We start from the raw sequence: 23,171 nt of genomic DNA on the forward strand, positions 1-23,171 counted from the left end.
TCTTGTCCCCCCCTTAATAAGGGGGGTTAGGGGGGATCGAAGGCCTAAGCGTCAAACAGAAGACTACTACATCTAACGCGCTTGTTGACACCAATAGCCTCTTCCGAATTCCGAATTCGATCAAAATTCCATCCGTTACATCCGTTAAATCCCGTACATTGCTCGTTGCCGAACCTTCTTCCTCGAACTTATGGGCGCCGAAAGCACGATCGACCAAACCGAACAAATGCCGCTGGTAGTCAATCCCGACATTCTCCAGCAAGCCATCCTCTACAAAATTAACACTCGCGTCACCGCACGCGGAGAATTAGTTTTCCCCTGCGTACCGGGAATGGCAGACCACTATCTCAAGTCAATCGAAAAGCTATTTAGCACCCTCGACAGACCACTTCCAGAAGACCGTAAAGAGGAACTCAGAAAGCTTTTAGCTACTAAATTAGAACAGGGCTACCGCACTTCAACAGCATCGATGATGATTCTGCAATACGAATCTGTGCAGCCGCCACAAACCGGTTTAGCTTGCAAAGTAATTGTAACTACTTCAACAGTAGGAGAACAATATAAAAGCTGGGTTGACACTAGAGAACCGCCTCTATTTGGTTCCCATCCCGATGCAAAATTGATGGCAACGGCTGCTAAATTGGGAAATCCCGATCGCATCCGCATCTTAGACGTGGGGGCCGGTACCGGGCGCAATACCTTACCGCTGGCGAGATTGGGCTATTCTGTAGATGCGATCGAGCTAACCCCAGCTTTTGCAGAACAATTGCAAACAGCCGCCACCGCCGAAAACCTTCCCGTCACAGTAACAGAAGGCGACGTACTCGATCCCTTAATGCGGATGAAACCAGCCCGCTACCAGTTGGCAGTGGCAGCCGAAGTCATCTCACATTTTCGAGACATCGATCAAGTACGGCTTTTCCTTGCCAAAATGTGCGATTTCCTCTGTCCCGGAGGCGTGTTGCTCTTCAGCACATTCTTAACCGTCGGCGACTACCAGCCAGACGCCCTCGTGCGACAAGTTGCACAACTTTCATGGTCTACTTTATTCACGCCCCAAGAGCTCGCCGCCGCCATGGAAGGCTTACCCTTAGTCCAAATATCCGACGAATTGGTGTGGGAATACGAACGCCACCACCTGCCAAAAGAAGCCTGGCCGCCAACGCCTTGGTTCCCGAGTTGGGCCACAGGTAGAGATGTCTTCCCGATGGCAAATGGACGGCCGCCCATGGAATTGCGCTGGATTTTGTGCCGTCGCAGCTAATACCATTTTCGATCTGAGGTACGTAGTTGCGCTTCAGCGCTCTTTATAATCTTAGGAAAGAGCGAAGACAGCACAACTTCGATCTGAGGTACGTTGTTGCGCTTCAGCGCTCTTTATAATCTCAGGAAAGAGCGCTAAACCGCAACTACGTACCTTTTTTTTAATGGTGTTTCTGCAAAACCTAGATCCACCCGGAGCGCTGAAGCGCAACTACGTACCTAAGAGCGCTGAAGCGCAACTACGTACCTTCGGAGCGCTGAAGCGCAACTACGTACCTTGATTGTTCGGTCTGGGACTGATTTATAAGCTATCCCAGCAATCAGAACCTTGAGATAGCCTGATACTTCCATCAAGTCTTTTTATTTTCACAGCATAATTCCGATTTGTTGTCAAATATTACGGAGCTGCTACACAATAATTTACAAATATATATATTAAAATGTAAACATAGCGAAGTAAAATCGCCCCTGGGTGAGAAACCCGGTTGCTGATTAGATCCTATCTTGGCAAACCTGTGATTGCTTGCGATAAATTGGGTCGATCTGGCGTTGAAATTACGTAAAATTCGATACGCCATCTAAAATCGGTGCAACTATACTTAACAATGAATCAACAAAACCTATTCCTCCAGATAGACGACACTTTAGGGGAAGAGGATTAAACCATAGATTAGCTCGCTAATTGGCGAAGCTCCTGAGACACAAATATGCTTTTAACACGTCCACTACAAGCGTTTGGAGCAATCTTCGGGCACAAACCTTTCACAAAAAGATCGATCGAGCAAAAAACCAGTAAAAATTATTTAGAGGGGAATAGTTATCCCGCTCCAAACCAACAACTTGACTGGTATATCATCCAACTGGAAACGCTGATGAGTAACGCAAAATCTAACTGCACGGATAGAGAGATTGCCGCTTGGCTGCGGGGATTGCTGACAATTGCTTGGGCTGACGGCAACTTTGACGAAAATGAGCAAAAAATGATTGCTAGCCTGACTCAGGATGAACTAAATCCGGTATCTTTTGAGACCGGTTTTGAACCGATTACCGCAGAGGAACTAGCTGCTGTATTAGGGACAGGCACCGCCAACGGGGAGAATTTTTTGAGAACAGCAGTCATGGTAGCCTTAGCAGACGGTACCTACTCTCTGAGTGAAGACGAGGTACTTTACAAGTTTTGCACAGCTTTGGGTCATAACGTGGAGGCGATCGAATCTCTGCGACACACGATCGAAGATAGCAGCACGCAGCCGCAGGAATCAAGCAGCCAAACAGCCGTTGATTATGCAGCAACACCTCTTTCTGCGCGGCCTCAACCTCAGCAGAAAAATGTCCTGACACCCGTGAAAGACTGGCTTGACGGCTGGGAAGTTCACGATCCGAGAGTGGCACGTTTTGTCTGCAAAATGATTCCACCGCAGTGTCCGTTTGAACGAGATGTCGTATTATTCGGCCGCAAAATTGTCCACATTCCGGCGATGTGCAAACTTAACCCGCTGTACGAACAATTGGTGGGGATGCGCTTTCGAGCTCTCTGCTATTTGGCAGATGATTGTAAGGAAGATATATCGTCATATTGTTAAGAGTCATTAGTCATTGGGCATTGGGCATTGGGCATTGGGCATTGGGCATTGGGCAAACAGGGCATTGGCCAAACAGGGCATTGGCCAAACAGGGCATTGGGAAGAAGGCTCGCGCAGGGCATTGGGCATTCTTGTCAAATGTTCGATTAATGACTGTAAGTTATTAACTAATGACTACTAATTAGTCCAGTACGATTTGCACTGCGCGCCAAAAGATAAACATTGTACTTGGATCTGGTATCATAACTAATGACTGCTGACTAATGACTAATGACTAATGACTAATGACTAATGACTATTGACCAATGATTATTGATTAAATTATGCAATTTATCGATCGCGCAGATGTTCAAGTCGCAGCCGGCAAAGGCGGCGATGGGATGGTAGCTTTTCGCAGAGAAAAGTATATACCGGCGGGGGGGCCAAGTGGTGGCACCGGCGGGCGGGGCGGTTCTGTGTTTATGGTGGCGGTGGAAAGCCTGCAAACGTTGCTGGATTTCCAGTACAACCGGATTTTTAAAGGCGAAAACGGGAAGAAGGGCGCGCCGAAGAATATGACTGGTGCTTCAGGAGCCGATCGCACGATCGAGGTTCCCTGCGGTACAGTAGTTTACGATGCGGAAACTCAGGCAATTTTAGCAGATTTGGTGACGCCCGGACAGACTTTTTGTGTTGCCAAAGGTGGTAAAGGCGGTTTAGGAAATAAGTGTTTTCTGACAAATTCTAACCGCGCTCCAGATTATGCGCTACCGGGAAAAGAAGGAGAACATAAGTTTTTGCGCTTGGAATTGAAGCTGTTAGCTGAAGTGGGAATTATTGGCTTGCCGAATGCTGGCAAATCGACGCTAATTTCTGCTTTGTCGGCGGCGCGTCCGAAGATTGCAGATTATCCGTTTACAACTTTAGTTCCGAACTTGGGCGTAGTCAAAAAACCGACTGGCGACGGTACTGTTTTTGCTGATATTCCGGGATTAATTGCCGGAGCTCACGAGGGCGCGGGTTTGGGTTATGAGTTTTTGCGGCACATTGAACGGACTCGGTTGTTGCTGCATTTAGTCGATATTACTTCTGAAGATCCGATCGCCGATTACATCACAATTCAGGAAGAATTGAAAGCTTACGGGCGAGGTTTGGGCGATCGACCGCAGATTTTGGCTTTTAATAAGGTAGATGCGATCGATCTTGAGGATGAGGAAATTGGAAATGCGATCGCGCGATTGCAGGAAATCAGCGGTGCTCCGGTGTTGATGATTTCGGCTGTGAGTCGAGTTGGGTTGGATGAGTTGATGCACCAAGTTTGGCTGAAACTCGATGAGATGAATGAGAGTGAAGCGGAGGCGCTGTTAGCAGTCGGAGTTTTGTAGTCTGATATTTGATTTTTGAGCATTTACCCGAACCGGTAAGTGTTTTTTTTAAGGCGTCAATTTTTTCGGCTGTATTGCTTGCACAGTATGGGTTTGAGGTGCTCAGCCGAAAAAAGATTCCTGTTTAGGTGGTGACTCGGGCGATCGGGTTTCAAAGTTTTGGGTGACTCATCTCAAATCCGGCAATAAGCTATTGGGGATCTAAATTAGATTTTTTGGGCGGGCGATACGCCCAACCCCTACTCCCCACAGGACTTTTCTTAAACTCGACTATACAATTTAAATACACTTCAGCTTATCGGAATTATCAGGCTGAACGGAAATTTAGATAATATCAATTCTGCTCTTCATCCTCCTGTATTCATCTCTCTTATCTCTCTCTGTGTTCTCTGCGTACTCTGTGGTTAAATCATCCTGTATTCATCTAGAAACCATCGGCAAAAATCAAACCTTGTCTCGAAATTTATCGAGGCCGTTGAGGAGCAATTCTAGCCCGAAGTCGAAATCATGAATACCGTCATAACGACCCTCTATGACGTAATGTGTCAGCCTGTTGAGATAAGGAAACTCGTCAGCGGGGATGAGTGAAAGTCCGGTTTGGGCCGCTTCGGAATACTCCGCCGCCTCGAAGGGAAAGTTCAACTCCTGAAGTGTGAATCCATAGATATGACTGTCGATCGCATTCCAAACGCGATCGGCCATCTCCAGCGAAAAGCCCGCCTCGCATAGACAGCCCAGCGTCCCATCCACATAGCGCAACATTGCCGGCCCCACATTAGCCCGCGAGACGATCGCCATTGTCGCCCAGGGATGACGCACCAGCACCTCATGGGCAGAATTCGCCCGCCGCCGCATGGCAATTTTCCAGTCAACACCCAGACTCGGCACCTCAATCTCGCCGGCAACAATATCGACGATGCCATTGATGATGTCATCCTTGTTGGCTACGTGGTTGTACAGCGACATCGCCTGAACGCCCAAATCCTGAGCCAGCTTCCGCATCGAGAGGGACTCAATGCCACCCTCGTCAGCCATGCGAATCGCCGCGCGCAGCACCCGTTCCCGGCTTAAAGGGACTTGGGGCGCGGTATTTGAGTCGATCGTCTTAGCCATTTAATTCTTCTCAAATCGATTCTTGAACTATATCTTGACAAACTTACGCCGTAAGTTAGACTTACAGTATAAGTCTAAAGGAGTGACACCATGAAAGCGATCGTTCAAACGAAGTATGGTTCGCCGGATGTCTTGAGTCTGATGGAGGTCGATCGGCCTGCGGTAAAAGACAATGGTGTCCTGGTGCGAGTCCATGCGAGTTCTGTGAATGCAGGGGACTGGCATCTGATGCGCGGAACGCCCTTCATCGCTCGTCTCGCCTTCGGACTCCGCAAACCTAAATTCAAGACACTGGGGATGGATGTTGCTGGACAGGTGGAGGCGGTGGGTCAGAATGTGACGCAGTTTCGACCTGGGGATGAGGTTTTCGGTGACATCTCTGAGTGTGGGTTTGGAGCTTTTGCGGAATATGTCTGTGTGCCGCAAGACGCATTGGTAATCAAACCTGCAAATATCAGCTTTGAACAAGCCGCAGCGGTTCCGGCGGCGGCACTGACGGCACTTCACGCGTTATGCAAATCCGGTCAGATTCAGGCAGGACAACGAGTTTTAATTAATGGTGCGTCGGGTGGTGTCGGGTCTTTTGCTGTGCAGATTGCGAAGGCTTTTGGGGCTGAGGTGACGGCGGTTTGTAGCACGAAAAAAGTGGATATGGTGCGATCGATCGGTGCAGATCGTATCATTGATTACACCCAAACGGATGTGACGAAAACTGGACAAACCTATGATTTGATTTTGGATGCGGCGGCTTATCGATCGGTCTTTAATTATCTGCCAATTTTGACACCCACGGGAACCTACGTCCTCATCGGTGGTTCAACAACGCGACTGTTTCAGGTGATGTTGTTTCTTGGGCCGTTGATTTCGCTCATGAGTCGCCGCAAGGTGAAATGTCTTGTCCTGACTCCCACTCAAGCAGATTTGGTCATTTTGAGAGATTTGCTGGAAGCCGGCAAAATTGTTCCGTGGATCGATCGACGTTACCATCTGAGCGAAGTCCCCGCAGCAATTCGTCACCTCGAACAGCGGCAGGTGGTGGGGAAAGTCGCCATTAGTGTTGCGCCCGTGGGACTCTAATATTTAGAGTTAGCTGATTTTGCTTTTGGGTGAGGTTAGCCAATTAAAACTACTTGCTAGATTTTGAACAATCATGAGAAAACCGCAAACAGTAAAATCTCTGGAAAAATTAGGACGTATCCAACTTTCAAAGAGTTTTTTTATGCGTGAGTTTCTGTATTCTGAAATTTCACAAATTGAAAATATTCCCAATATCCCAGACGATCCAGATTTAGCAATTGAAGCCGGAAGAAATCTGTGCGAAAAAGTGCTTGAGCCAATTCAAGATGCACTCGGTCGAATCAGCGTCCGTTCCGCTTTCCGTGCTAGTGCTGTCAATAAAATAGGTGCGGAAAATCAAAATCAATATAGTTGCGCCAGTAATGAAGCAAATTATGCCGGACACATCTGGGATGTCAAAGATAAGGATGGATATATGGGTGCAACTGCCTGTGTTGTTGTGACTTCTTTTATTCCTTATTACGAGCAGACAGGAGATTGGACAGCATTAGCTTGGTGGATTCACGATCGTATTGATGCGTACTCAGCAATGGAATTTTACCCAAACTACGCAGCTTTCAACATTACTTGGTCTGAGAATCCAGAGCGTAAAAAAGTGATTTACAGCTATGTACAAAATCCACATACTGGCAAGAGTGGGTATTTAACAAAGACTGGGATGGAAAACTTTTCAGGGTCACATGAGCAGTTTTATCAAGAGTATATTCGGCAGTTGTACCCAGCTAGTTAACCAGGGCTTGTAACAGAATGGAGATTTATGCTATTAGTTATAATACAGTCGTGTTTTATGGAAGACTTAAATAGCTAACAGGTACAAAGTCTGAATGTTAAAATATGTCCCACTTCATTAAGAGAAGATTTTTGAACCACAGAGGACGCAGAGGGCGCAGAGGGAAGAGTGTTATGAGGGTTTTGGATTTCGTGAAAAACCGCTGATTCCTCCTCTCTCTGTGTCCTCTGCGCTCTCTGTGGTAAAATCCTCTTAATATCTATTTCACTTCTTTATAACCCTACAAAGCTACTATTTGAAACTACTTGCTAAATAGCTAAACATAAATAGTAAACTCCTGAGATAATTGGGAAGCAGTTAACCAGGCCAACAGCATGAGTATTGACCAATTAAACACCGACTATGGCATTGCCGGCCACCTCACCTTCGCCGCCGGAAACGGTGGTTTTCCGATGATTCACATCGACAACGGCCAAGCCAAAGCCTTGATATCTGTGTATTCCGGCCAAGTGCTCTCCTTCCAACCAGCCACCGAAACCGCAGATTTGATGTTCCTCAGCGACAAAGCCTACTACGCCGAAGGGAAAGCCATCAAAGGCGGTGTACCCATCTGTTGGCCTTGGTTTGGCCCAGATCCCGAAGGCTTGGGCCGCCCAGCCCACGGGTTTGTGCGGAATCGCCTCTGGAATGTGGTGTCAACCAGCACTACTTCAGAGGGCGCAACTCAAGTGATTTTGGGGCTTAAGGATACTGAGGAAACGAGGGCGATGTGGCCTCAAGCTTTTGAATTGGCGATCGCCATTACGATCGGCACCACCCTCACAGTAGAATTAATCACCCGCAATCTCGGCGACAAAGCATTTCCCCTCACCCAAGCCTTCCACACCTATTTTCTAGTCGGAGACATCAACCGCGTGCAGGTGTTGGGTTTAGAAAACAGCCAATATCTTGATAAAGTTGACGGTGGAGTGGAAAAAACTCAAGTAGGTGCAGTCGTAGCTGTCGGTGAGGTCGATCGAATTTATCTCGATGTCACCAACGAATTCGTCATAGACGATGCCGCCCTCAACCGTCGGATTCGGATTAAATCATCTGGCAGTAAATCCGCCGTAGTATGGAATCCCTGGGTGACAATTTCTAAAAACATGGCCGACCTTGATGATGCAGATTATCAGCGTTTAATCTGCGTGGAAACGACCAATGCGGCGACGGATATTGTGGAAGTCCCCGCGCATGGTGAGTTTAGTTTGCAGGCAGTTTATAGCGTTGAACGCGACTAAAGAATGAGAGTTTAATGTCAGCGGTGACGGGGCTATAATTCCCAGTAATCTGTATTGCCACATTAAAAAAGGTACGTTGTTGGGCTTTAGCCCTGAATCTGGGGCTAAAGCCCAACAACGTACCTAAAAAATCCTTCGGTTTCAACCGCCGTATTATCTTCTTCATTCTTCCTTCTACTTACCATCAATCATTATGCAAAACTACAACTGGACAAAACTGCAAAATGGATCGGACATTCGCGGTATCGCCCTCGAAGGGGTGCCAGGGGAAACAGTCAACCTCACGCCGGAAATTGCGACAATTTTAGGTCAATCCTTTGTCAGTTGGCTGGTACAGAAAGTCAATAAACCAGCCGAAAAGTTGATAATTGCGATCGGGCGTGACAGTCGCCTATCCGGGCCAACTTTAATGCAAGCAGTCATGGACGGCATCGCCTCAGTTGGTTCTACAGTATATGATTTTGAAATGGCATCAACTCCCGCCATGTTTATGAGTACAATCACCCCAGGTTTTGAGTGCGACGGCGCGATTATGCTGACTGCTAGCCATTTACCTTTTAATCGCAACGGCTTAAAGTTTTTCACTGCTAAGGGTGGATTACAAAAAAAAGATATTACCGATATCTTAGCATTTGCCGAAACCAATGAGTTTGAAAAAGCCACCGTTCCCGGTACTATTACCAAGCATGATTTTATCTCTGTTTATGGCAACCAATTCGTCGAAAAGATTAGGGAATCAGTCAATCATCCCGATAATTTTGAGCAGCCGCTGACAGGCTTGAAAATTGTTGTGGATGCGGGGAATGGTGCGGGCGGATTTTATGTGGATAAAGTCTTAAAGCCTTTAGGTGCAGACACGACGGGCAGTCAATTTTTAGAACCGGATGGTACATTCCCGAATCACGTGCCGAATCCCGAAGATAAACAGGCAATGCAGTCAATTTGTCAAGCGGTAATTGCCAATCAAGCTGATTTTGGGATTATTTTTGATACGGATGTCGATCGCAGTGCGGCTGTGGATCAATTTGGCAAGGAACTGAATCGCAATCGGTTAATCGCGTTGATTTCGGCGATCGTCCTACAAGAGCACCCAGGCTCGACTGTCGTTACGGATTCTATCACATCCGATGGTTTAACGCAATTCATCGAACAGGATTTGAAAGGAATTCACCATCGCTTTAAACGCGGCTACAAAAATGTGATTGACGAGTCGATTCGCCTCAATGCAGCGGGACAGGAATCATGGCTAGCCATTGAAACTTCTGGACATGGCGCTTTGAAGGAAAATTACTTTTTGGATGATGGCGCTTATTTGGTTAGCAAACTATTGATTGAATTGGCTAAATCCCAATTAGCTAATCAATCTTTGCCGGATTTGATTGCGAATTTACAAGAGCCTGAAGAAAGTGCAGAGTTTCGGATTAAAATTGGTGTGGATGATTTCAAAGCCCACGGAACTAGCGTCATTGAGCAACTGCAAGAATTTGTCTCAACCCAAGCCGACTGGGGAATTGTACCCAATAATTACGAAGGTTTGCGAGTTTCCTGCACGTCAGCTAGCGAATCGGGCTGGTTTCTGCTACGCTTGTCACTGCACGATCCGGTGATGCCTTTGAATGTTGAGTCGAATGTTAAGGGTGGTGTTGCTCAAATAGTCGATCGCCTTTTAGCTTTTTTCCAAACAACAGAATCCCTTGATTTGTCGGCACTATCGAGCTAAGTTGCAGCAACCTGGCTGCTAAAGGTTTTTTTAGGTACGTTGTTGCGCTTGGGCGCTCTTGTTGTCTATATGAAAGAGCGCTGAAGCGCAACTACGTACCTTAGCAAAGGAGGGATTTTATTATGTGGCTTTTAATCATTCAATGTTCTGCGGAAAGCTGGACTGTCAATTCCAAAGCTTTCAAAGTCATTGCTGACAAATATCCGGCTACGCCTCTTTCTTCCAAAAAGATGAAAGGCGACGGTCAACGCATCATGGAATATAAACTTGAGAATGTCAATGATGTAGAGGATTTTATGGATGAATGCTTGACTTTAGAGGGTTTTACTGCTAATTTTGAATCTCTGTAAATCTCAAATCAAAAAAGGTACGTAGTTGCGCTTCAGCGCTCTTCCTTATCTCAGGATAAAAAACCGAAAAATCAAAAAGGTACGTAGTTGCGCTTCAGCGCTCTTCCTTATCTCAGGAACAAAGAGCGATGAATCGCAACAACATACCTAAAATCAAAAAGGTACGTTGTTGCGCTTCAGCGCTCTTTCATATATCAGGAGTAAAGAGCGATGAATCGCAACAACGTACCTAAAATCAAAAAAGGTACGTTGTTGCGCTTCAGCGCTCTTCCTTATCTCAGGATAAAAAACCGAAAAATCAAAAAGGTACGTAGTTGCGCTTCAGCGCTCTTCCTTATCTCAGGAACAAAGAGCGCTAAAGCGCAACTACATACCTAGAAGAGTCCTAATGTTAAAATCGGTTGGAGCTACGAATGCGTCCGTTGTAATTGACTGTGATTCTGCCATGTTGGGAAACAGTCACAACTGTCTCAACTGTATAGACAGATGAACCGGGTTTGTAACCTTGAAAAGTAAATGTCCAAGTACCGTCACCATTTTCAACAAAAGGCGATTCGGCTGAAATGCCGTGCATCGATGCTTCGGCTCGATATTGGCCTAAACCGCCGTTAGCATTCTCTGCTGCTTGACGGGCTAAGTTTTTTGCTCGATTCAGTTCGATATTATTGGAAGTAATTGTAATATCCGTGAATTCAGTTTGAGAAGAGCGAAGAGGATTGCTGAAGGCGGGGGAGACTCCCACGGCTAAGGTTGAGAGCGCTAGCAAACAAGCAAGTCGGGTGGTTAGTTTCATAATACAAACTCATTTATAGTTTGTAAACTTTACGCGACTTGCGGTAACATAACCGGAAGAGTTAAAAATTGTCTCAATAGTCTCGAAGTTACAGGTTTTTATGTTTGTTAGTGAGGACTTCAGTCCTCGGATTTGGATGCGGACTGAAGTCCTCACTACGAACCTATTTGGATGCGGACTGAAGTCCTCACTACGAACCTGATTTGGATGCGGACTGAAGTCCTCACTACGAACCTGATTTGGATGCGGACTGAAGTCCTCACTACGAACCTATTTTAGGTTGAATGAATTAATTTTTGATTTTAACTTTGGAATCGGTGGGTGTTTCCCCGTCGTTCAAATAGCGGTAACTCATCTTAGAAATATCCCGAATCAATGTTTGAGCTGGTTTCTCGGTTTCCTGCGGATGCTTTACCATCACTGCTAGTAAATAACGCTTGCCGTTTGGCAAATCCACCATCCCCGCATCGGCTAGCATTGTATTGATGTTGCCAGTTTTGTGAGCAATCACTGCTCCTTCGCCCAAGCCTCTGGGTAGCAAAGTATCGTTTTTGGTTTGGCGCATGATTTGCAAAATGCGATCGCGCGATTTGACCGAAACCAAATTTCCGCGATCGACTTGAGCTATAATATTTATCAAATCCTTCGGGCTGCTAGTATTCGTTCCCTCCAAATCTGGCAACTTATTTCGCAGCACCGTCGCCCTCAATCCCCAGTTGGCAAATTGCTGATTTAAAACTTCCGCACCTCCCAGCAACTCAACGAGCATATTTGTCGCTGTATTGTCGCTGACAACAATCATCTTTTTCGCAACTTCCAAGGCCGAATATTTTTCACCCGGTGCGTCGTCTTGCATATCGCCAGAGCCGCCGACAATGTGTTCCGGTTTCATCGTCAGCACTTGATCTAACTGGATTTTGCCCTCATCTACTGCTTGGAAAAAAGCTACTAAAATTGGCACTTTTATCGTGCTCGCTGAAGCAAAAGGAGCATCGCCGTTAAAATTTAGGTAGCTTCCTGTATCTAAATCAACTAGAAATATTCCCGCTGTCAAAGTGGCATTTTCTGTTGCTATCACCTGAACTTGTGTTTTCAAAGCTGCCATTTCTTGATTCAATTGCAATGCTTCTGGGGTGGCGGTGGCGGCAACTGCGCTATCGGCTGGCTTTGTCTGACCTGCGGGGGTTTCCTGTGTCACTACGCCCGATCGACTCACAGCATTCACCACTGACAGCAGCGTACCGCAAATCACCGCCATCCCAACTCCCAAAATCAGCAACCGAGTAGCATATACCAACGGCGGCACGTTCCCAGTTGCAGAGCGTTTGCCCGGTCTCTGATTCGCTTGCGGGCGCGGTTTCGGCACGGGGGCTTTTTTGACCTTGGGGGCTGTTACCGGGTCTGGAATGCTCTCTGGTGGGGCGCTGGCTCGACTTTTACGGGGTGGGGGGGGAGTTGTCGTTTCGGGTTCGCTGGTGGGATTGCTGGGGGGAGTGCCCACAGGGGAATTCGGTTCGGGAAACTCGAACATATCGACAGCAGCGAGGCCTTTTTTGCGAGGTTGGCGACTCTTCGCCTCCCCAATTTTAGTGGTTTTGGTGGTTCTGGGTTTTCTGGGATTAATTGCTGATTGGGGATTGGACAAAAAGTCCTGCGCGCTCAATTCTTCGGAGGTAGGTGCGGGAGAATTGGCTCTACTTCTCTTGCTGCGGCTTGGTTGTGGTGAGAAAGTCGCAGTTTCTGATGGGGGAATTTCGGAATTGCTATTTGGCGGTTGGGGAGGGCGGCGACGGCTGGATTTGCCAGACTCGCTTGAAGCGCCGGATTGAGGCGGCTGCGGGCCGGAGTTGGCAGAGGCTATCGAGGACATCACTGATAATATCGATCGTTTGGGAAACCGCTCTGCCACGTCTTACTCCTTCTGCACTGTAAATTTCAAGTTTAAGATTTTTTAGCTTAACAGATACATTTAACCCGGCAAATCCAGGACTAAGCCTGATACTACCGTGTATGGCAAGACAGAAAAAGCTGCAAGCTCTCCTGTCAAGGAGGTATCTCTCAAAGCTTTCAACAAGATATTGAAAGCGCCATTTGAATTTCTGTCCACACTTTGAACGGGTTTTTGATGTGTATTCTTCCGTTATGCCTACTACAAAACTGCCATATTTAACAGCAGCTTGATGCTTCAACATTTGCTGGAAATGATAATGACTCTAAGTGACCATGGTCTTAGCTGTTTTAGTCGCTAAAGCATTTTTTTTCTCAGTCTACACTACCAGCTTTTACCTAATTATTCAAGAAGTTTCTAGAAAATCATTTACTTTGTATCAACAGCCAATCACTTTTAGATTCTAGATTTTAGATTTACCGGAAATCTGGCTCGGAAGTGCGCGTTTGAGATTGCGATCGCACTTTAATGCTAAACATACCCAAAAATCCCGAAATTTACACAAAAATCTTAGCTTGGCAATCTGAAAATCTCAAATTGCTACTACTCTGACTTAATGTCGCCCGGATTTTCCGGCAACGCCCCATCCAGAGTATCAGAAACTGGCGATCGCGGATAACTTTTCAATCCCCATTCTGTTTGGCGGAGCACGCCCCGCAGCATGGCGACTTCATCCACTGTCGGATAAGCCCTGTTGTACAAACGCCGAAATTTTTCCATCCGACTTGCTGCTGTGTGCGGCTGCAAATAACCAATTTTCAGCAGCAGCCCTTCTAGTTGCTCGTAGTATCCCTCTAACTGTTCCAACGGAACACTGTTGGGGAGAGGGGATGATTGGGAGAGGGAGGGATTGGGAGAGGGGGAGAGGGGGGGAAGGGGAGATTGGGAAAAGATTCGCTCTTCCTTGTTTCTCTCCGTTACATCCGTTACATCCGCTACAAAATCCGTTGCCGAACCTTCTTGCCGGTACAATTCATAGCAGCAAATAGCTACAGCTTGGGCGAGATTTAAGGAAGTGTAAGCATCGCTGCTCTTAATCCGAATCAAGCGCTGGGCGCGGTTTAATTCGGCGTTAGTCAATCCACAATCTTCTCGACCAAAAATTAAGGCGCTGGGGGCTTCTAGCAACCAAGGTAAAGCATCTGCGGGTGATTCTAGCGGCATTGGGTGCGATCGACAATCATCTCCTGTAGTTGCGATCGCCCTGACACATCCTACCAAAGCAGCCGGCAAACTCTCAACTACTGTCGCCGTTTCCAGTATGTCGGCGGCGCGCACAGCCATCAACCGAGCTTCTTCCCCTAAATAATCGCACTGGGGATTTACCAAAATTAATTGGTGCAAACCCATATTTTTCATCACGCGGGCCACAGAGCCCACATTCAACGGCCCTGCGGGTTCGACTAAGACGATTCGGATGTTGGCATTGGGCATGGGGCATTGGGCATGGGGCATTGGGCATTGGGAAGAAGGCAAAACAGGGCATTGGGAAGAAGGCAAAACAGGGCATTGGGCATTGGTAATTGACTATTAGAAAAATCACTAACAAGTAACCATTCCCGATTCCCGATTCCCGATTCCCGATTCCCGATGCCCGATTACCTCACCTAATTGATAAAGGCTATAGTTAATCTAACTACTGTCAAAATTAGCATGGCTAAGCAGCGAGCGAAATCTGATTTACCGACTAAGATGTGTCCGGTGTGCGATCGACCTTTTACCTGGCGCAAAAAATGGGCTGACTGCTGGGATGAAGTCAAATACTGCTCGGATCGCTGTCGCCGCCGCCGCAATAGCACAGAAAATTAAGAATGTCTTGCCATTTGCCAAACTGAGGCTAAGATTGCAAAGGAAAAATTTCACGGTTATAAGTATGGCATCGCAACAGGTGCAACCAAAGCTAGTTATTCACGGCGGTGCCGGTAGTTGTCTGCAAAGCAAGGGCGGAATTGAAGCGGTGCGGAAGTCGCTTTACGATGTTTTGGAGGCAGTGTATCCGCTGCTGAAAAATGGCGCAAGTGCCGTAGATGCAGTAGTGCAGGGCTGTCGGTTGTTGGAAGATGACCCGCGATTTAATGCGGGTACGGGTTCTGTGGTACAGTCGGACGGGCAAATTCGGATGAGTGCTTCGCTGATGGACGGTTTGGCGCAGCGTTTCAGCGGCACGATTAATGTGGCTCGCGTTCAAAATCCGATCGAACTTGCTCAATTTTTGCAGACTTCGGACGATCGCGTACTCTCAGATTACGGTGCGGCAGAATTGCTGCGAGAACTTCAGTTGCCGATTTACGATCCGATGACGGATTTGCGCTTGCACGAGTGGATGCAGGAACGCCAAGGCAATTTTAACAAAGCAATGGCTACTGTGGTGGCGGAACCTGCGGGTGTTGGCACGATCGGAGTTGTAGCTTTGGATACTCAGGGACGCTTAGCTGCTGGAACTTCGACTGGCGGCAAGGGTTTTGAGCGCATCGGGCGCGTTAGCGACTCAGCAATGCCTGCGGGAAATTACGCGACTGGGAATGCGGCGGTTAGCTGTACTGGTATCGGCGAGCACATCATGGATGAGTGTTTGGCGGCGCGAATTGTGATTCGGGTAACGGATGGTTTGAGTTTGAAAGCTGCTTTTGAGCGTTCTTTTGCGGAAGCTGACGATCGCAAACGAGATTTTGGTGCGATCGGGATTGATGCTAATGGTGCGATCGCGATCGGCAAAACTAGCGAGATCATTCTCGGTGCTTTTCACAACGGTACGGAAATGGGCAATACTTTGGAAGCAAACAAGGGAACGTTAGTTTTTGTTGCTTAGAAAAGCCGTTTAATTTTCGGCCTACAAGTTAGGACATTTTTGACAAATTGCTGAAAACCTGTATTGGCGGCGTGGTATCTTAATTTACATCCTCCTCACCGCCAATATCTATGGCTCCACAGAGCAATCTCAATGCGATCGCTCAACCTGCGATCGATCCAAAGGAATTAGAAAAGTTAGTCAAGTTATCTGGGCGCCGTCTGTGGGTAGCTGCTGTACTTGGCTTGACATTTCCCATTTTTGCTTACATTTACACTAAACGAAGACTTGCTGCTTATATTGCCTTTCTACTTAGCGGTTTGATGGGTTTATTGACTTTATTCATAGTTTTTTCTAGACCAATCCCGAATGGCAGCACGCTACCTATTACAGCATTTTATACAGTTTATTTGCTGGTTTCCCTGGGGATTACCCTTGACAACTGCGCCGCAATTTTAAGATCGAGAAAACAAATTAAATTGTTGACAGGAGAAACGCCTTGGAAAACATCTAATAATCAGCAAGTTAAAAACGGACGCTGGCCAGCATGGTTTCCCTATCCAAGTTCCTGGCTGAGAGCTTTAGGTTTAACATTGTGGATAGCTGTTGTGGTGAGAGTTGTCACTTTTTGGATTGCTGTCATCGGCATAACTCTATCCGCAGTTGAGCAAGATATAAACTCATTTTGGCGAGGCTTAGAACTAATCGTACCTGTGTCTGTAGCAATACTATCTTACATTCACCACATTTTATTTTTTGATGAAGCAAAGACCCCGTACACTCGGTGGTTGCCAAGTCCTAGAAGTTTGTGGGAAGGTGTGTATGCCCCAATTGTGGCACTGTTATCTTTGATAATGGTAGTAGTTTTGCTGTTGCCATTTTTCCCAATTGTTCCAAGCTGCAACTACGGAGCAGACTTTGAATTAGCAAGTTGTCTGAGTTCTCATCAAGCAGATGTATCTAATTATCTATCTACTATTGCTGAAGTTTCAGCAGTGATTTGGATAGTTACATCTGCATATCTTTATCAAATAGATTATTTAATTCGGAACAGCTTTTCTCTAAAAACACTGGCAGAATTAATTTTACTGGGATTTGTAGCTTTTTTGGCAGTTTCAGCGAGTTCGCTGCTGTCTAAAAATCCAGAGGCGAGACAAGCGATAAATTTTCCTGAACCGACAAAAGTTGTACCGAGTGCGGTGAATTCTGAACCGACACCATCTTTACCAACTGCACCCATAGCCAAACCATTATCTCCGACTCCTCAAACAGTTAAATCTGACTCTTTTGGGAATGCAGTAAATAAAGCAACAAATGCAGCAAATCTTGCTCAGAATGCTCAAACAGAGACGCAGTGGCAGGCAGTAGTTGCTGAGTGGCAAAATGCGATCGCCCTGATGAAAGCTGTACCGCCGTCGAGTGACAATTATGATGTAGCTCAAAATAGAGTTGTACAGTACCAGGAGAATCTAGCCGCAATTAAGCGCAGAATTAGTCGCCCTTTTCAACAAGGGATTGATGCAGCTCAAAATGCAGCGTTTTTCGCTAAAACAGCTAAATCTAAAGCTGAGTGGGAGTTCGTTGCAACTCACTGGGAGGAAGCGCTGGCATCTATGAAATCTGTGCCGCCGTCAAATTCTAACTATGCTGTAGCTAAAAATAGAGTTATCCAGTATCAGCAAAATTTAAACGCTGCACGTTTAGCAGTTAGCCGCGCTAAATAAAACAATATTCGTAGTGCGTGCATTGTTTACCTTGCTCTGATATTTAATAAGTAATTGATTAAATCCGCAACTGCCAAAGTTTAACTGTACCATTATCGCTACCGCTAACCAGAGTGTCGCCCAACTGCCCGATCGCCACCGCCGACACCGGGCCCGAATGTCCCTCTAAAGCGTGCAACAATTCGCCGCGCAAATTCCAAATCCTAACAGTACCGTCAAAACAGCCCACAGCAAAATATTTCCCGTCGGGGCTAATGGCGGCGGCGGAAGTGATGCGAATTCCGGTTTGCACCGAATGCAATAATTCGCCTGTTTCCAAATTCCACAGGGCGATCGTTTTGTTGGCATGACAGACTAGAATTTGGCTGTCTGGAGTAATTGCTACATAATTTTCGCTACCAAATGTTCGCCGCACTTCTCCCCCCGGTAATTCCCACAAAGTGACGGTAGCGCGACAGAAACCGCTGGTTGCATTCAGCCCGCTGGCTATTAACATTTTGCCGTTGGGACTCAGGGCGATCGCACTTATGTCATCTCCTTGATAGCCTTTCAAAACTTGCAGCAGTTGGCCGCTGTTGAGGTGTTGCAGCTTGACAGTGCCGCAGGTGGTGCCGATCGCCAAAATTTGCCAGTCGGGACTCACAGCCACAGATTCGTGGCGGTGTACGTCTGCTAAACGCTTCATCTGTTCCCCATTTTGCAGGTTCCACAGTTTGACTGTACCCGCGCGCGATCGCGTCAGCAGCGTTTTGCTAGCAGGGCTGAAAGCAACTAGCAACACGGGGGTTGAATGTCCGCAAATAGTCCGCAGCAGCTCCCCGCTGTGCAAACTCCAAACTTTGACTGTACTGTCGTGAGAACCGGTTGCTAGTAATTGTCCGTCGGGACTGATCGCCGCCGAGAGAATGCTGTCTGAATGCTGGAGAGTGGCTTTTAAGACTGCGCTGGATGAGGTTTTCGGTTGTTTTTTATACCCGGCTATTACCAGCCAGTCGATCGCGTCTCTCCAATTTTTGAGCGCATTTCGGGGCCGCTTTGTCAATATTTCTATGTATCGGTACAAAGTTTTGGATAAGTCAACCTCTACACCCTTGATTTGTTTGTTCAGAAGTACCGCCATCTCGGCGGGGCTGTAGCCGCACAGCAAGCCGCACAAGTGCCTTTTTTCCACGGGTGTCAGCCCTCTTCTAGTGTGGGGCGCGAATTCTAGTTTGGCGTTGGCTAAGTCGCTGTAAAGCTTTTCGATGTCCCAGTCGTAAATTGCCCGTACAAACGGTTCTTCGGGTCGATCGAGGTTTGAGGGTATCATTTGTGGCAGTCGCGATCGAGTTCCTAGTCAAATTCCTAACCAAAATCCTAACATTCGCTGTGCGCGATCGGACTGGATTCACCACTAATCTATTTTTAACACAGCAAACAGCCAAAAGAGTTTCGGGTTGAAAATGCGTTTCAATCCTTACCTTTACAGTTTGCAAAACAACTATACATCAAGCGGAGAAATAGAAAATGTCTGGAATTGCGATCGGCTTATTTTTTGCTCTAGGTTTAGTTTTAAGTTTAGTTGGTTCTATCTGGGGATTGGTTCAAGCTTTCCAAGAGGAGGTTGTTTGGGGTGTGCTTTACCTGGTTGTCCCATTTGCTGGATTCGTTTTTTATGCCAAAAAATGGGGTAATCTCAAAATTAGAAAAACTTTTTTAATTCAATGTGCTGGATGGTTAATGATTGTATTGGGAAGCATTACTACAGCAATTTTTGCACCCGCACCCTCACCTAATGTAGATCCGGGTTCTAACGAGCAATCGCCCTCTGCTTTTCCTTCGGATTCCAATACTTCTCCATCACCTAAGCTATCGCCTGCTCCCAAACCCAAACCATCTCCTTAAGTTTCCGCAGCAACCGTTCCGAGCCTAATTCTGTGCTTGTTGCTGCTCAACCATTTGACTTGAAGCAATCGATTTGGAAAACAACTATATATCAAACGGAGAAATAGAAAATGTCTGAAATTGCGATCGCCTTATTTTTTGGTCTGGGTTTTCTTTTAGCTACTGTTGGCTATATCTGGGGATTAGTTCAAGCTTTCCAAGAAGAAGTAGTTTGGGGATTACTTTACTGGTTTATTCCATTTGCTTCCTTAATTTTTTATATTAAAAAATGGAGCAATAAAAAAATCAGAAAAACACTTTTGATTCAACTATCTGCATGGCCAATGTTTTTATTAGGAGGCATTATTACTGTGGTAAGTTATGGCGCAGAGTTTACAAAATTGGCTCAGTCGGGAACCATAACCGTAAACCAAGGATCTAGCGAGCAATCGCCCTCTTCTTTTCCTTCAGATTTCAGCACTTCTTCATCGCCAAGTCAAGAGCAATCTCCTGCTTCCGAGAAATCTCCTAGTTCCGAGTCATCCCCTCAACTTTCGCCAGCACCTATTCCTGAGCCTAGCTTTGGTACCGTTGGCGGTCAACAATATGACTTCAAACAATCGATGAAGCTCGGTTATGCCTACTACGGACAGGGAGATTATCAAACAGCTTTAATCAATTTTAACAGAGCTGTACAAGCGAATCCCGGCGATGCTGAAGCCCTCAAGGCTGTTGTCGATACCAAAAAGGCGATCGCTCAAGCAAAAGCTAAATAATCTACGTCCACATTCACTTAAAATTGATTCAAAATAAAATCATGAAACAGACAGCAGACAAACTAGAATTCGTAGAAATGTTCGCATTTTGGATGGGGCTATTTGTTGGGGGGAGTTTTTTATTAGTCGGCGTATTTGGAGGTTTGTCTTCTGGCAGTTTTTTCCTTTATTTATTTGCTGTCGTTGGTTTGCTGATAGTGATATTTGTAGAAATTGAGACCATTGCATTTGACAAAAATCTCGGTCATATGACTATCAAGCGGCATAAACCACTCATTGGCAAAAAGAAACTGATCAAACACCTGCTTCAAGATATTTCAGGTGTGGAAATACAGGAGATGTCGAGCAGTGAGAGCAATACCTATCGTGTATGTCTGGTGTTGAACTCAGGTAAGCGACGTGTTCCTCTAACTTCTAGCTTCAGCACTGGTGTAGGAAGCAAGCACAAAACAGCCGAAGTCATTGCGACATTCTTGAATATCACCAATTACGGTATTGATGGCTTTCCTACCGAAAACTCTAACGAACTTAAATGGGAGACTATAGAAGAGGAAATTGCCCACTGGAAAACAGCAATTAAAAGTGATGCTAATGATGCTGATGCTCGCATGAAATTGGGATTAGCTTTGATGGTTCAAGATGCAACCAACAATAAAGAACAAGCAATGGGCTATCTCAAAGAGGCCGAGGCTTTGTTCAAAGCTCAAGGCTATGACGAGGAAGCTATGCAGGCTGCTCAACTTTACGGTGTGGCTTATTGGGGAATGATGGGAAAGCGAGGTTCAGATTATCAAGATTGATGCACTTAGACTCAACAAACCGATGTTTCCCCACCCACCAGCAACTCAAGAATCATCTCCGGGTACTCAGCCATCTCCTCGATTTGATGCAGCATCTGTACCCGGTAACAAAGATGAATTCAAAAAATCAATGAAACTTGGCTATGTCTGCTACGCACAGAGAGACTATCAAACGGCTTTAATCAATTTTAACAGAGCTTTGCAGGTGCTTCCGGACGATGCTTGTGCTGTCCAGGCTGTTGACAATACCAAAATGGCGATCGTCGGCCGCCGGACTAAATAATCCGTGGATTATAAATTAGTAATTCACATCATTTTCCAAACAATAATAACAGGGTAAACTTATGAATATTCTCAAACAAACACCAACCCAACTAATAATTCAAACTTCTAGAATCTGGAATGGATTGCTATTGATTTCTCCTTTTGTCGCAATCGGATTCTTGCAGATTATCTTTGCCTGCAATTGGATAGGGGGAGGCATATTTTTGTTATTCTCCCTGTGTTTGTTGGACGGCGCGATATCTGAAATCTATATCTTTGATAAAACTTTGGGAAAAATGACCGTTAAACGACGGGGTTTGTCGCTTAATCATGTTGCCGAACGATCAATTCGCGATATTTGTGCGGTGGAATTAGAGGAAATAGGAGATAGCGAAGGAAATTATAGCTACTATGTTGAGTTATTAATGTTGGGTTGCGATCGCATTTGTTTGAGAAGCAATTCAGTAACAGAACAATGCCAAATGGCCGACTTAATCCGCAGCTATGTCTCGACGAGCTATGATAGCACTGAAGCAATATCTTTGCCAAGCAAGTGCACCGGAGGGATTGTCAAATAATCTGTGCATGATAGAATGGAAACAACACAAAAATAAGCAATTCAAGTTTTTGTGTCATCCAAAGGATGAATTCATGAAAAAACTCAAGGGAACACCATATAATGAACTAAAAATTCAACGTTCTAATATCTGGCTAGATTTATTGTCTAGCTTGCCCTTCATTGTCGTTGGATTATGGGCGATCGCACTAAATGAATACATCGCCTTCAATGACGATCTAAAAAGTTTTGTAACAATTGTCAATTAACTACACTGGAGCTGATGCCTAACATGAAAGTTATTCAAAAAACGGAAGATATTCTAGAGCTTGACGATCGAGAAGAAGGGAGTTTTATGGCGATAATTTTTACCGGGTTTGGTGTCAAATTTTTAGGATTTATTGTATTAATAATGACACTCGGCTTGATTTCCGCTTCTGGAGTGGACAGACTTTCGTGCAAAAAGATCGAGCGAACGATCGCAACTTGCGAAATCAGCACGTCAAGTGTTATGGGATTAGTGAAAGGTGAAATAACTTCGATTGAGGGAGTCCAAAAAGCTAAAGTTGACACAATAAATAGTACCGATAGCGAGGGAAATTCAACTTCTAAGCAGCAGATGTCTCTTGTGACAAAGCAAGAAAATATTAGCCTAGCGAATCGATTTTCTGGGGAGGACGTAGAGTTGTTCAATAAATATATACAAACTGCTGTCGGAGGATTAATAATAGAAAAAGATGATCGGTTATATCATTCTGGTATCTTGCTTTTTTTTATCATGTTTTCTTTTGTTGCTGCTCGTGAAGATATAAATATATTGCGCCGTAAACTGATTAGGCAAAATTACGTTTTCGACAAAAATAAAAATATTTTGACTATTCATAAAAACTGGTTGTGGATGAATCAAGTTGCCGAACGATCGTTGAGTGAAATTGCTGAAGTCGAATTGAAAACAGTTCAAGTAAATAAAACAGAAGATGACAGCCATACTTACTACGAGGTGTGTTTGCTAATCAATGCGGGAGATATCTTATGTTTAAGCAGTAGCTGGAATCCGGGAGAGCAACAAGAAATGGCTGATTTGATTCGCCGCTTCCTCGACGGGCGATCTGAATCAATAATCAACGATTAATGACGATCTAGAAAGTTTTGTAACAATTGTCAATTAATTATACTGGA

General features: G+C 45.7%; 22 protein-coding genes. 17 read left to right on the forward strand and 5 right to left on the reverse strand.

Annotated features, from left to right (window positions below):
- Positions 1-190 precede the first annotated feature (190 nt).
- From QZW82_RS07110 to obgE, 3 genes are all read left to right on the forward strand, one after another.
- Positions 191-1,264 (forward strand): class I SAM-dependent methyltransferase, encoded by a 1,074-nt coding sequence (locus QZW82_RS07110; RefSeq protein ID WP_293146515.1) that lies wholly within the window; start codon positions 191-193, stop codon positions 1,262-1,264.
- A gap of 706 nt (positions 1,265-1,970) precedes the next feature.
- Positions 1,971-2,846 carry a Mo-dependent nitrogenase C-terminal domain-containing protein gene (locus QZW82_RS07115; RefSeq protein WP_293146517.1) on the forward strand — a complete coding sequence of 292 codons (876 nt, stop codon included), beginning with the start codon at positions 1,971-1,973 and terminating at the stop codon, positions 2,844-2,846.
- A gap of 323 nt (positions 2,847-3,169) precedes the next feature.
- Entirely contained in the window at positions 3,170-4,210 is a 1,041-nt protein-coding gene (obgE, locus tag QZW82_RS07120) for a GTPase ObgE (RefSeq protein ID WP_293146519.1), read from the forward strand.
- 444 nt (positions 4,211-4,654) lie between these two features.
- Here obgE and QZW82_RS07125 read toward each other — a convergent pair whose 3' ends face one another.
- Complete coding sequence (locus tag QZW82_RS07125; RefSeq protein ID WP_293146521.1) at positions 4,655-5,323, reverse strand: TetR/AcrR family transcriptional regulator C-terminal domain-containing protein; 669 nt, start codon at positions 5,321-5,323, stop codon at positions 4,655-4,657.
- 90 nt (positions 5,324-5,413) lie between these two features.
- Between QZW82_RS07125 and QZW82_RS07130 the strand changes: the two genes are divergently transcribed.
- The 5 genes from QZW82_RS07130 (at position 5,414) to QZW82_RS07150 (ending at position 10,480) form a co-directional block, all read left to right on the forward strand.
- Positions 5,414-6,400 (forward strand): NAD(P)-dependent alcohol dehydrogenase, encoded by a 987-nt coding sequence (locus QZW82_RS07130; protein WP_293146523.1) that lies wholly within the window; start codon positions 5,414-5,416, stop codon positions 6,398-6,400.
- A 73-nt stretch (positions 6,401-6,473) separates the two neighbouring features.
- A complete protein-coding gene (locus QZW82_RS07135) occupies positions 6,474-7,130 on the forward strand; it encodes a peptidase M15 (RefSeq protein WP_293146525.1) in 657 nt (218 codons plus the stop codon).
- Between the two features lie 374 nt (positions 7,131-7,504).
- The gene (locus QZW82_RS07140; protein ID WP_293146527.1) at positions 7,505-8,410 is read left to right on the forward strand and encodes a D-hexose-6-phosphate mutarotase; all 906 of its coding nucleotides are present in this window, start codon (positions 7,505-7,507) and stop codon (positions 8,408-8,410) included.
- 193 nt (positions 8,411-8,603) lie between these two features.
- A complete protein-coding gene (locus tag QZW82_RS07145) occupies positions 8,604-10,130 on the forward strand; it encodes a phosphomannomutase/phosphoglucomutase (RefSeq protein ID WP_293146529.1) in 1,527 nt (508 codons plus the stop codon).
- Positions 10,131-10,252: 122 nt separating this feature from the next.
- Positions 10,253-10,480, forward strand: a complete 228-nt coding sequence (locus QZW82_RS07150; RefSeq protein WP_293146531.1) for a hypothetical protein — start codon at positions 10,253-10,255, stop codon at positions 10,478-10,480.
- Positions 10,481-10,871: 391 nt separating this feature from the next.
- Here QZW82_RS07150 and QZW82_RS07155 read toward each other — a convergent pair whose 3' ends face one another.
- From QZW82_RS07155 to QZW82_RS07165, 3 genes are all read right to left on the reverse strand, one after another.
- Positions 10,872-11,273, reverse strand: coding sequence for a hypothetical protein (locus tag QZW82_RS07155; RefSeq protein WP_293146533.1), 402 nt, complete (start codon positions 11,271-11,273; stop codon positions 10,872-10,874).
- Between the two features lie 289 nt (positions 11,274-11,562).
- Positions 11,563-13,182, reverse strand: a complete 1,620-nt coding sequence (locus tag QZW82_RS07160) for a serine hydrolase (protein WP_293146535.1) — start codon at positions 13,180-13,182, stop codon at positions 11,563-11,565.
- Positions 13,183-13,764: 582 nt separating this feature from the next.
- On the reverse strand, positions 13,765-14,655 hold the full coding sequence (locus QZW82_RS07165; protein WP_293146537.1) for an RNA methyltransferase: 891 nt from the start codon (positions 14,653-14,655) through the stop codon (positions 13,765-13,767).
- A gap of 219 nt (positions 14,656-14,874) precedes the next feature.
- On the opposite strand from QZW82_RS07165, the gene QZW82_RS07170 reads away from it, so the two are divergent.
- From QZW82_RS07170 to QZW82_RS07180, 3 genes are all read left to right on the forward strand, one after another.
- Positions 14,875-15,030 carry a DUF2256 domain-containing protein gene (locus QZW82_RS07170; protein WP_106149998.1) on the forward strand — a complete coding sequence of 52 codons (156 nt, stop codon included), beginning with the start codon at positions 14,875-14,877 and terminating at the stop codon, positions 15,028-15,030.
- A gap of 64 nt (positions 15,031-15,094) precedes the next feature.
- Complete coding sequence (locus QZW82_RS07175) at positions 15,095-16,030, forward strand: isoaspartyl peptidase/L-asparaginase (RefSeq protein WP_293146540.1); 936 nt, start codon at positions 15,095-15,097, stop codon at positions 16,028-16,030.
- Positions 16,031-16,140: 110 nt separating this feature from the next.
- Complete coding sequence (locus QZW82_RS07180; protein ID WP_293146542.1) at positions 16,141-17,733, forward strand: hypothetical protein; 1,593 nt, start codon at positions 16,141-16,143, stop codon at positions 17,731-17,733.
- Between the two features lie 58 nt (positions 17,734-17,791).
- Here QZW82_RS07180 and QZW82_RS07185 read toward each other — a convergent pair whose 3' ends face one another.
- Complete coding sequence (locus QZW82_RS07185) at positions 17,792-19,042, reverse strand: WD40 repeat domain-containing protein (protein ID WP_293146544.1); 1,251 nt, start codon at positions 19,040-19,042, stop codon at positions 17,792-17,794.
- A 197-nt stretch (positions 19,043-19,239) separates the two neighbouring features.
- Between QZW82_RS07185 and QZW82_RS07190 the strand changes: the two genes are divergently transcribed.
- The 6 genes from QZW82_RS07190 to QZW82_RS07215 all read left to right on the forward strand — a co-directional run bounded on the left by QZW82_RS07190 (position 19,240) and on the right by QZW82_RS07215 (position 23,124).
- A complete protein-coding gene (locus tag QZW82_RS07190) occupies positions 19,240-19,617 on the forward strand; it encodes a hypothetical protein (RefSeq protein ID WP_293146546.1) in 378 nt (125 codons plus the stop codon).
- A 110-nt stretch (positions 19,618-19,727) separates the two neighbouring features.
- Positions 19,728-20,372, forward strand: coding sequence for a tetratricopeptide repeat protein (locus QZW82_RS07195; protein ID WP_293146548.1), 645 nt, complete (start codon positions 19,728-19,730; stop codon positions 20,370-20,372).
- Positions 20,373-20,413: 41 nt separating this feature from the next.
- Complete coding sequence (locus QZW82_RS07200) at positions 20,414-21,172, forward strand: hypothetical protein (RefSeq protein WP_293146550.1); 759 nt, start codon at positions 20,414-20,416, stop codon at positions 21,170-21,172.
- A gap of 22 nt (positions 21,173-21,194) precedes the next feature.
- Positions 21,195-21,455 (forward strand): tetratricopeptide repeat protein, encoded by a 261-nt coding sequence (locus tag QZW82_RS07205; RefSeq protein WP_293146552.1) that lies wholly within the window; start codon positions 21,195-21,197, stop codon positions 21,453-21,455.
- Positions 21,456-21,516: 61 nt separating this feature from the next.
- The gene (locus QZW82_RS07210; RefSeq protein ID WP_293146554.1) at positions 21,517-22,014 is read left to right on the forward strand and encodes a hypothetical protein; all 498 of its coding nucleotides are present in this window, start codon (positions 21,517-21,519) and stop codon (positions 22,012-22,014) included.
- 270 nt (positions 22,015-22,284) lie between these two features.
- Complete coding sequence (locus QZW82_RS07215) at positions 22,285-23,124, forward strand: hypothetical protein (RefSeq protein ID WP_293146556.1); 840 nt, start codon at positions 22,285-22,287, stop codon at positions 23,122-23,124.
- The last annotated feature ends 47 nt before the right edge of the window (positions 23,125-23,171 follow it).

This window comes from Microcoleus sp. bin48.metabat.b7b8b9.023, assembly GCF_013299185.1.
Lineage (GTDB): Bacteria > Cyanobacteriota > Cyanobacteriia > Cyanobacteriales > Microcoleaceae > Microcoleus.

Excerpts from the sequence above, each read along its gene's own strand:
- QZW82_RS07110 (WP_293146515.1), top strand. The coding sequence starts at position 191 with ATGGGCGCCGAAAGCACGATCGACCAAACCGAACAAATGCCGCTGGTA.
- QZW82_RS07115 (WP_293146517.1), top strand. The coding sequence starts at position 1,971 with ATGCTTTTAACACGTCCACTACAAGCGTTTGGAGCAATCTTCGGGCAC.
- obgE (WP_293146519.1), top strand. The coding sequence starts at position 3,170 with ATGCAATTTATCGATCGCGCAGATGTTCAAGTCGCAGCCGGCAAAGGC.
- QZW82_RS07125 (WP_293146521.1), bottom strand. The coding sequence starts at position 5,323 with ATGGCTAAGACGATCGACTCAAATACCGCGCCCCAAGTCCCTTTAAGC.
- QZW82_RS07130 (WP_293146523.1), top strand. The coding sequence starts at position 5,414 with ATGAAAGCGATCGTTCAAACGAAGTATGGTTCGCCGGATGTCTTGAGT.
- QZW82_RS07135 (WP_293146525.1), top strand. The coding sequence starts at position 6,474 with ATGAGAAAACCGCAAACAGTAAAATCTCTGGAAAAATTAGGACGTATC.
- QZW82_RS07140 (WP_293146527.1), top strand. The coding sequence starts at position 7,505 with ATGAGTATTGACCAATTAAACACCGACTATGGCATTGCCGGCCACCTC.
- QZW82_RS07145 (WP_293146529.1), top strand. The coding sequence starts at position 8,604 with ATGCAAAACTACAACTGGACAAAACTGCAAAATGGATCGGACATTCGC.
- QZW82_RS07150 (WP_293146531.1), top strand. The coding sequence starts at position 10,253 with ATGTGGCTTTTAATCATTCAATGTTCTGCGGAAAGCTGGACTGTCAAT.
- QZW82_RS07155 (WP_293146533.1), bottom strand. The coding sequence starts at position 11,273 with ATGAAACTAACCACCCGACTTGCTTGTTTGCTAGCGCTCTCAACCTTA.
- QZW82_RS07165 (WP_293146537.1), bottom strand. The coding sequence starts at position 14,655 with ATGCCCAATGCCAACATCCGAATCGTCTTAGTCGAACCCGCAGGGCCG.
- QZW82_RS07170 (WP_106149998.1), top strand. The coding sequence starts at position 14,875 with ATGGCTAAGCAGCGAGCGAAATCTGATTTACCGACTAAGATGTGTCCG.
- QZW82_RS07175 (WP_293146540.1), top strand. The coding sequence starts at position 15,095 with ATGGCATCGCAACAGGTGCAACCAAAGCTAGTTATTCACGGCGGTGCC.
- QZW82_RS07180 (WP_293146542.1), top strand. The coding sequence starts at position 16,141 with ATGGCTCCACAGAGCAATCTCAATGCGATCGCTCAACCTGCGATCGAT.
- QZW82_RS07185 (WP_293146544.1), bottom strand. The coding sequence starts at position 19,042 with ATGATACCCTCAAACCTCGATCGACCCGAAGAACCGTTTGTACGGGCA.
- QZW82_RS07190 (WP_293146546.1), top strand. The coding sequence starts at position 19,240 with ATGTCTGGAATTGCGATCGGCTTATTTTTTGCTCTAGGTTTAGTTTTA.
- QZW82_RS07195 (WP_293146548.1), top strand. The coding sequence starts at position 19,728 with ATGTCTGAAATTGCGATCGCCTTATTTTTTGGTCTGGGTTTTCTTTTA.
- QZW82_RS07200 (WP_293146550.1), top strand. The coding sequence starts at position 20,414 with ATGAAACAGACAGCAGACAAACTAGAATTCGTAGAAATGTTCGCATTT.
- QZW82_RS07205 (WP_293146552.1), top strand. The coding sequence starts at position 21,195 with ATGTTTCCCCACCCACCAGCAACTCAAGAATCATCTCCGGGTACTCAG.
- QZW82_RS07210 (WP_293146554.1), top strand. The coding sequence starts at position 21,517 with ATGAATATTCTCAAACAAACACCAACCCAACTAATAATTCAAACTTCT.
- QZW82_RS07215 (WP_293146556.1), top strand. The coding sequence starts at position 22,285 with ATGAAAGTTATTCAAAAAACGGAAGATATTCTAGAGCTTGACGATCGA.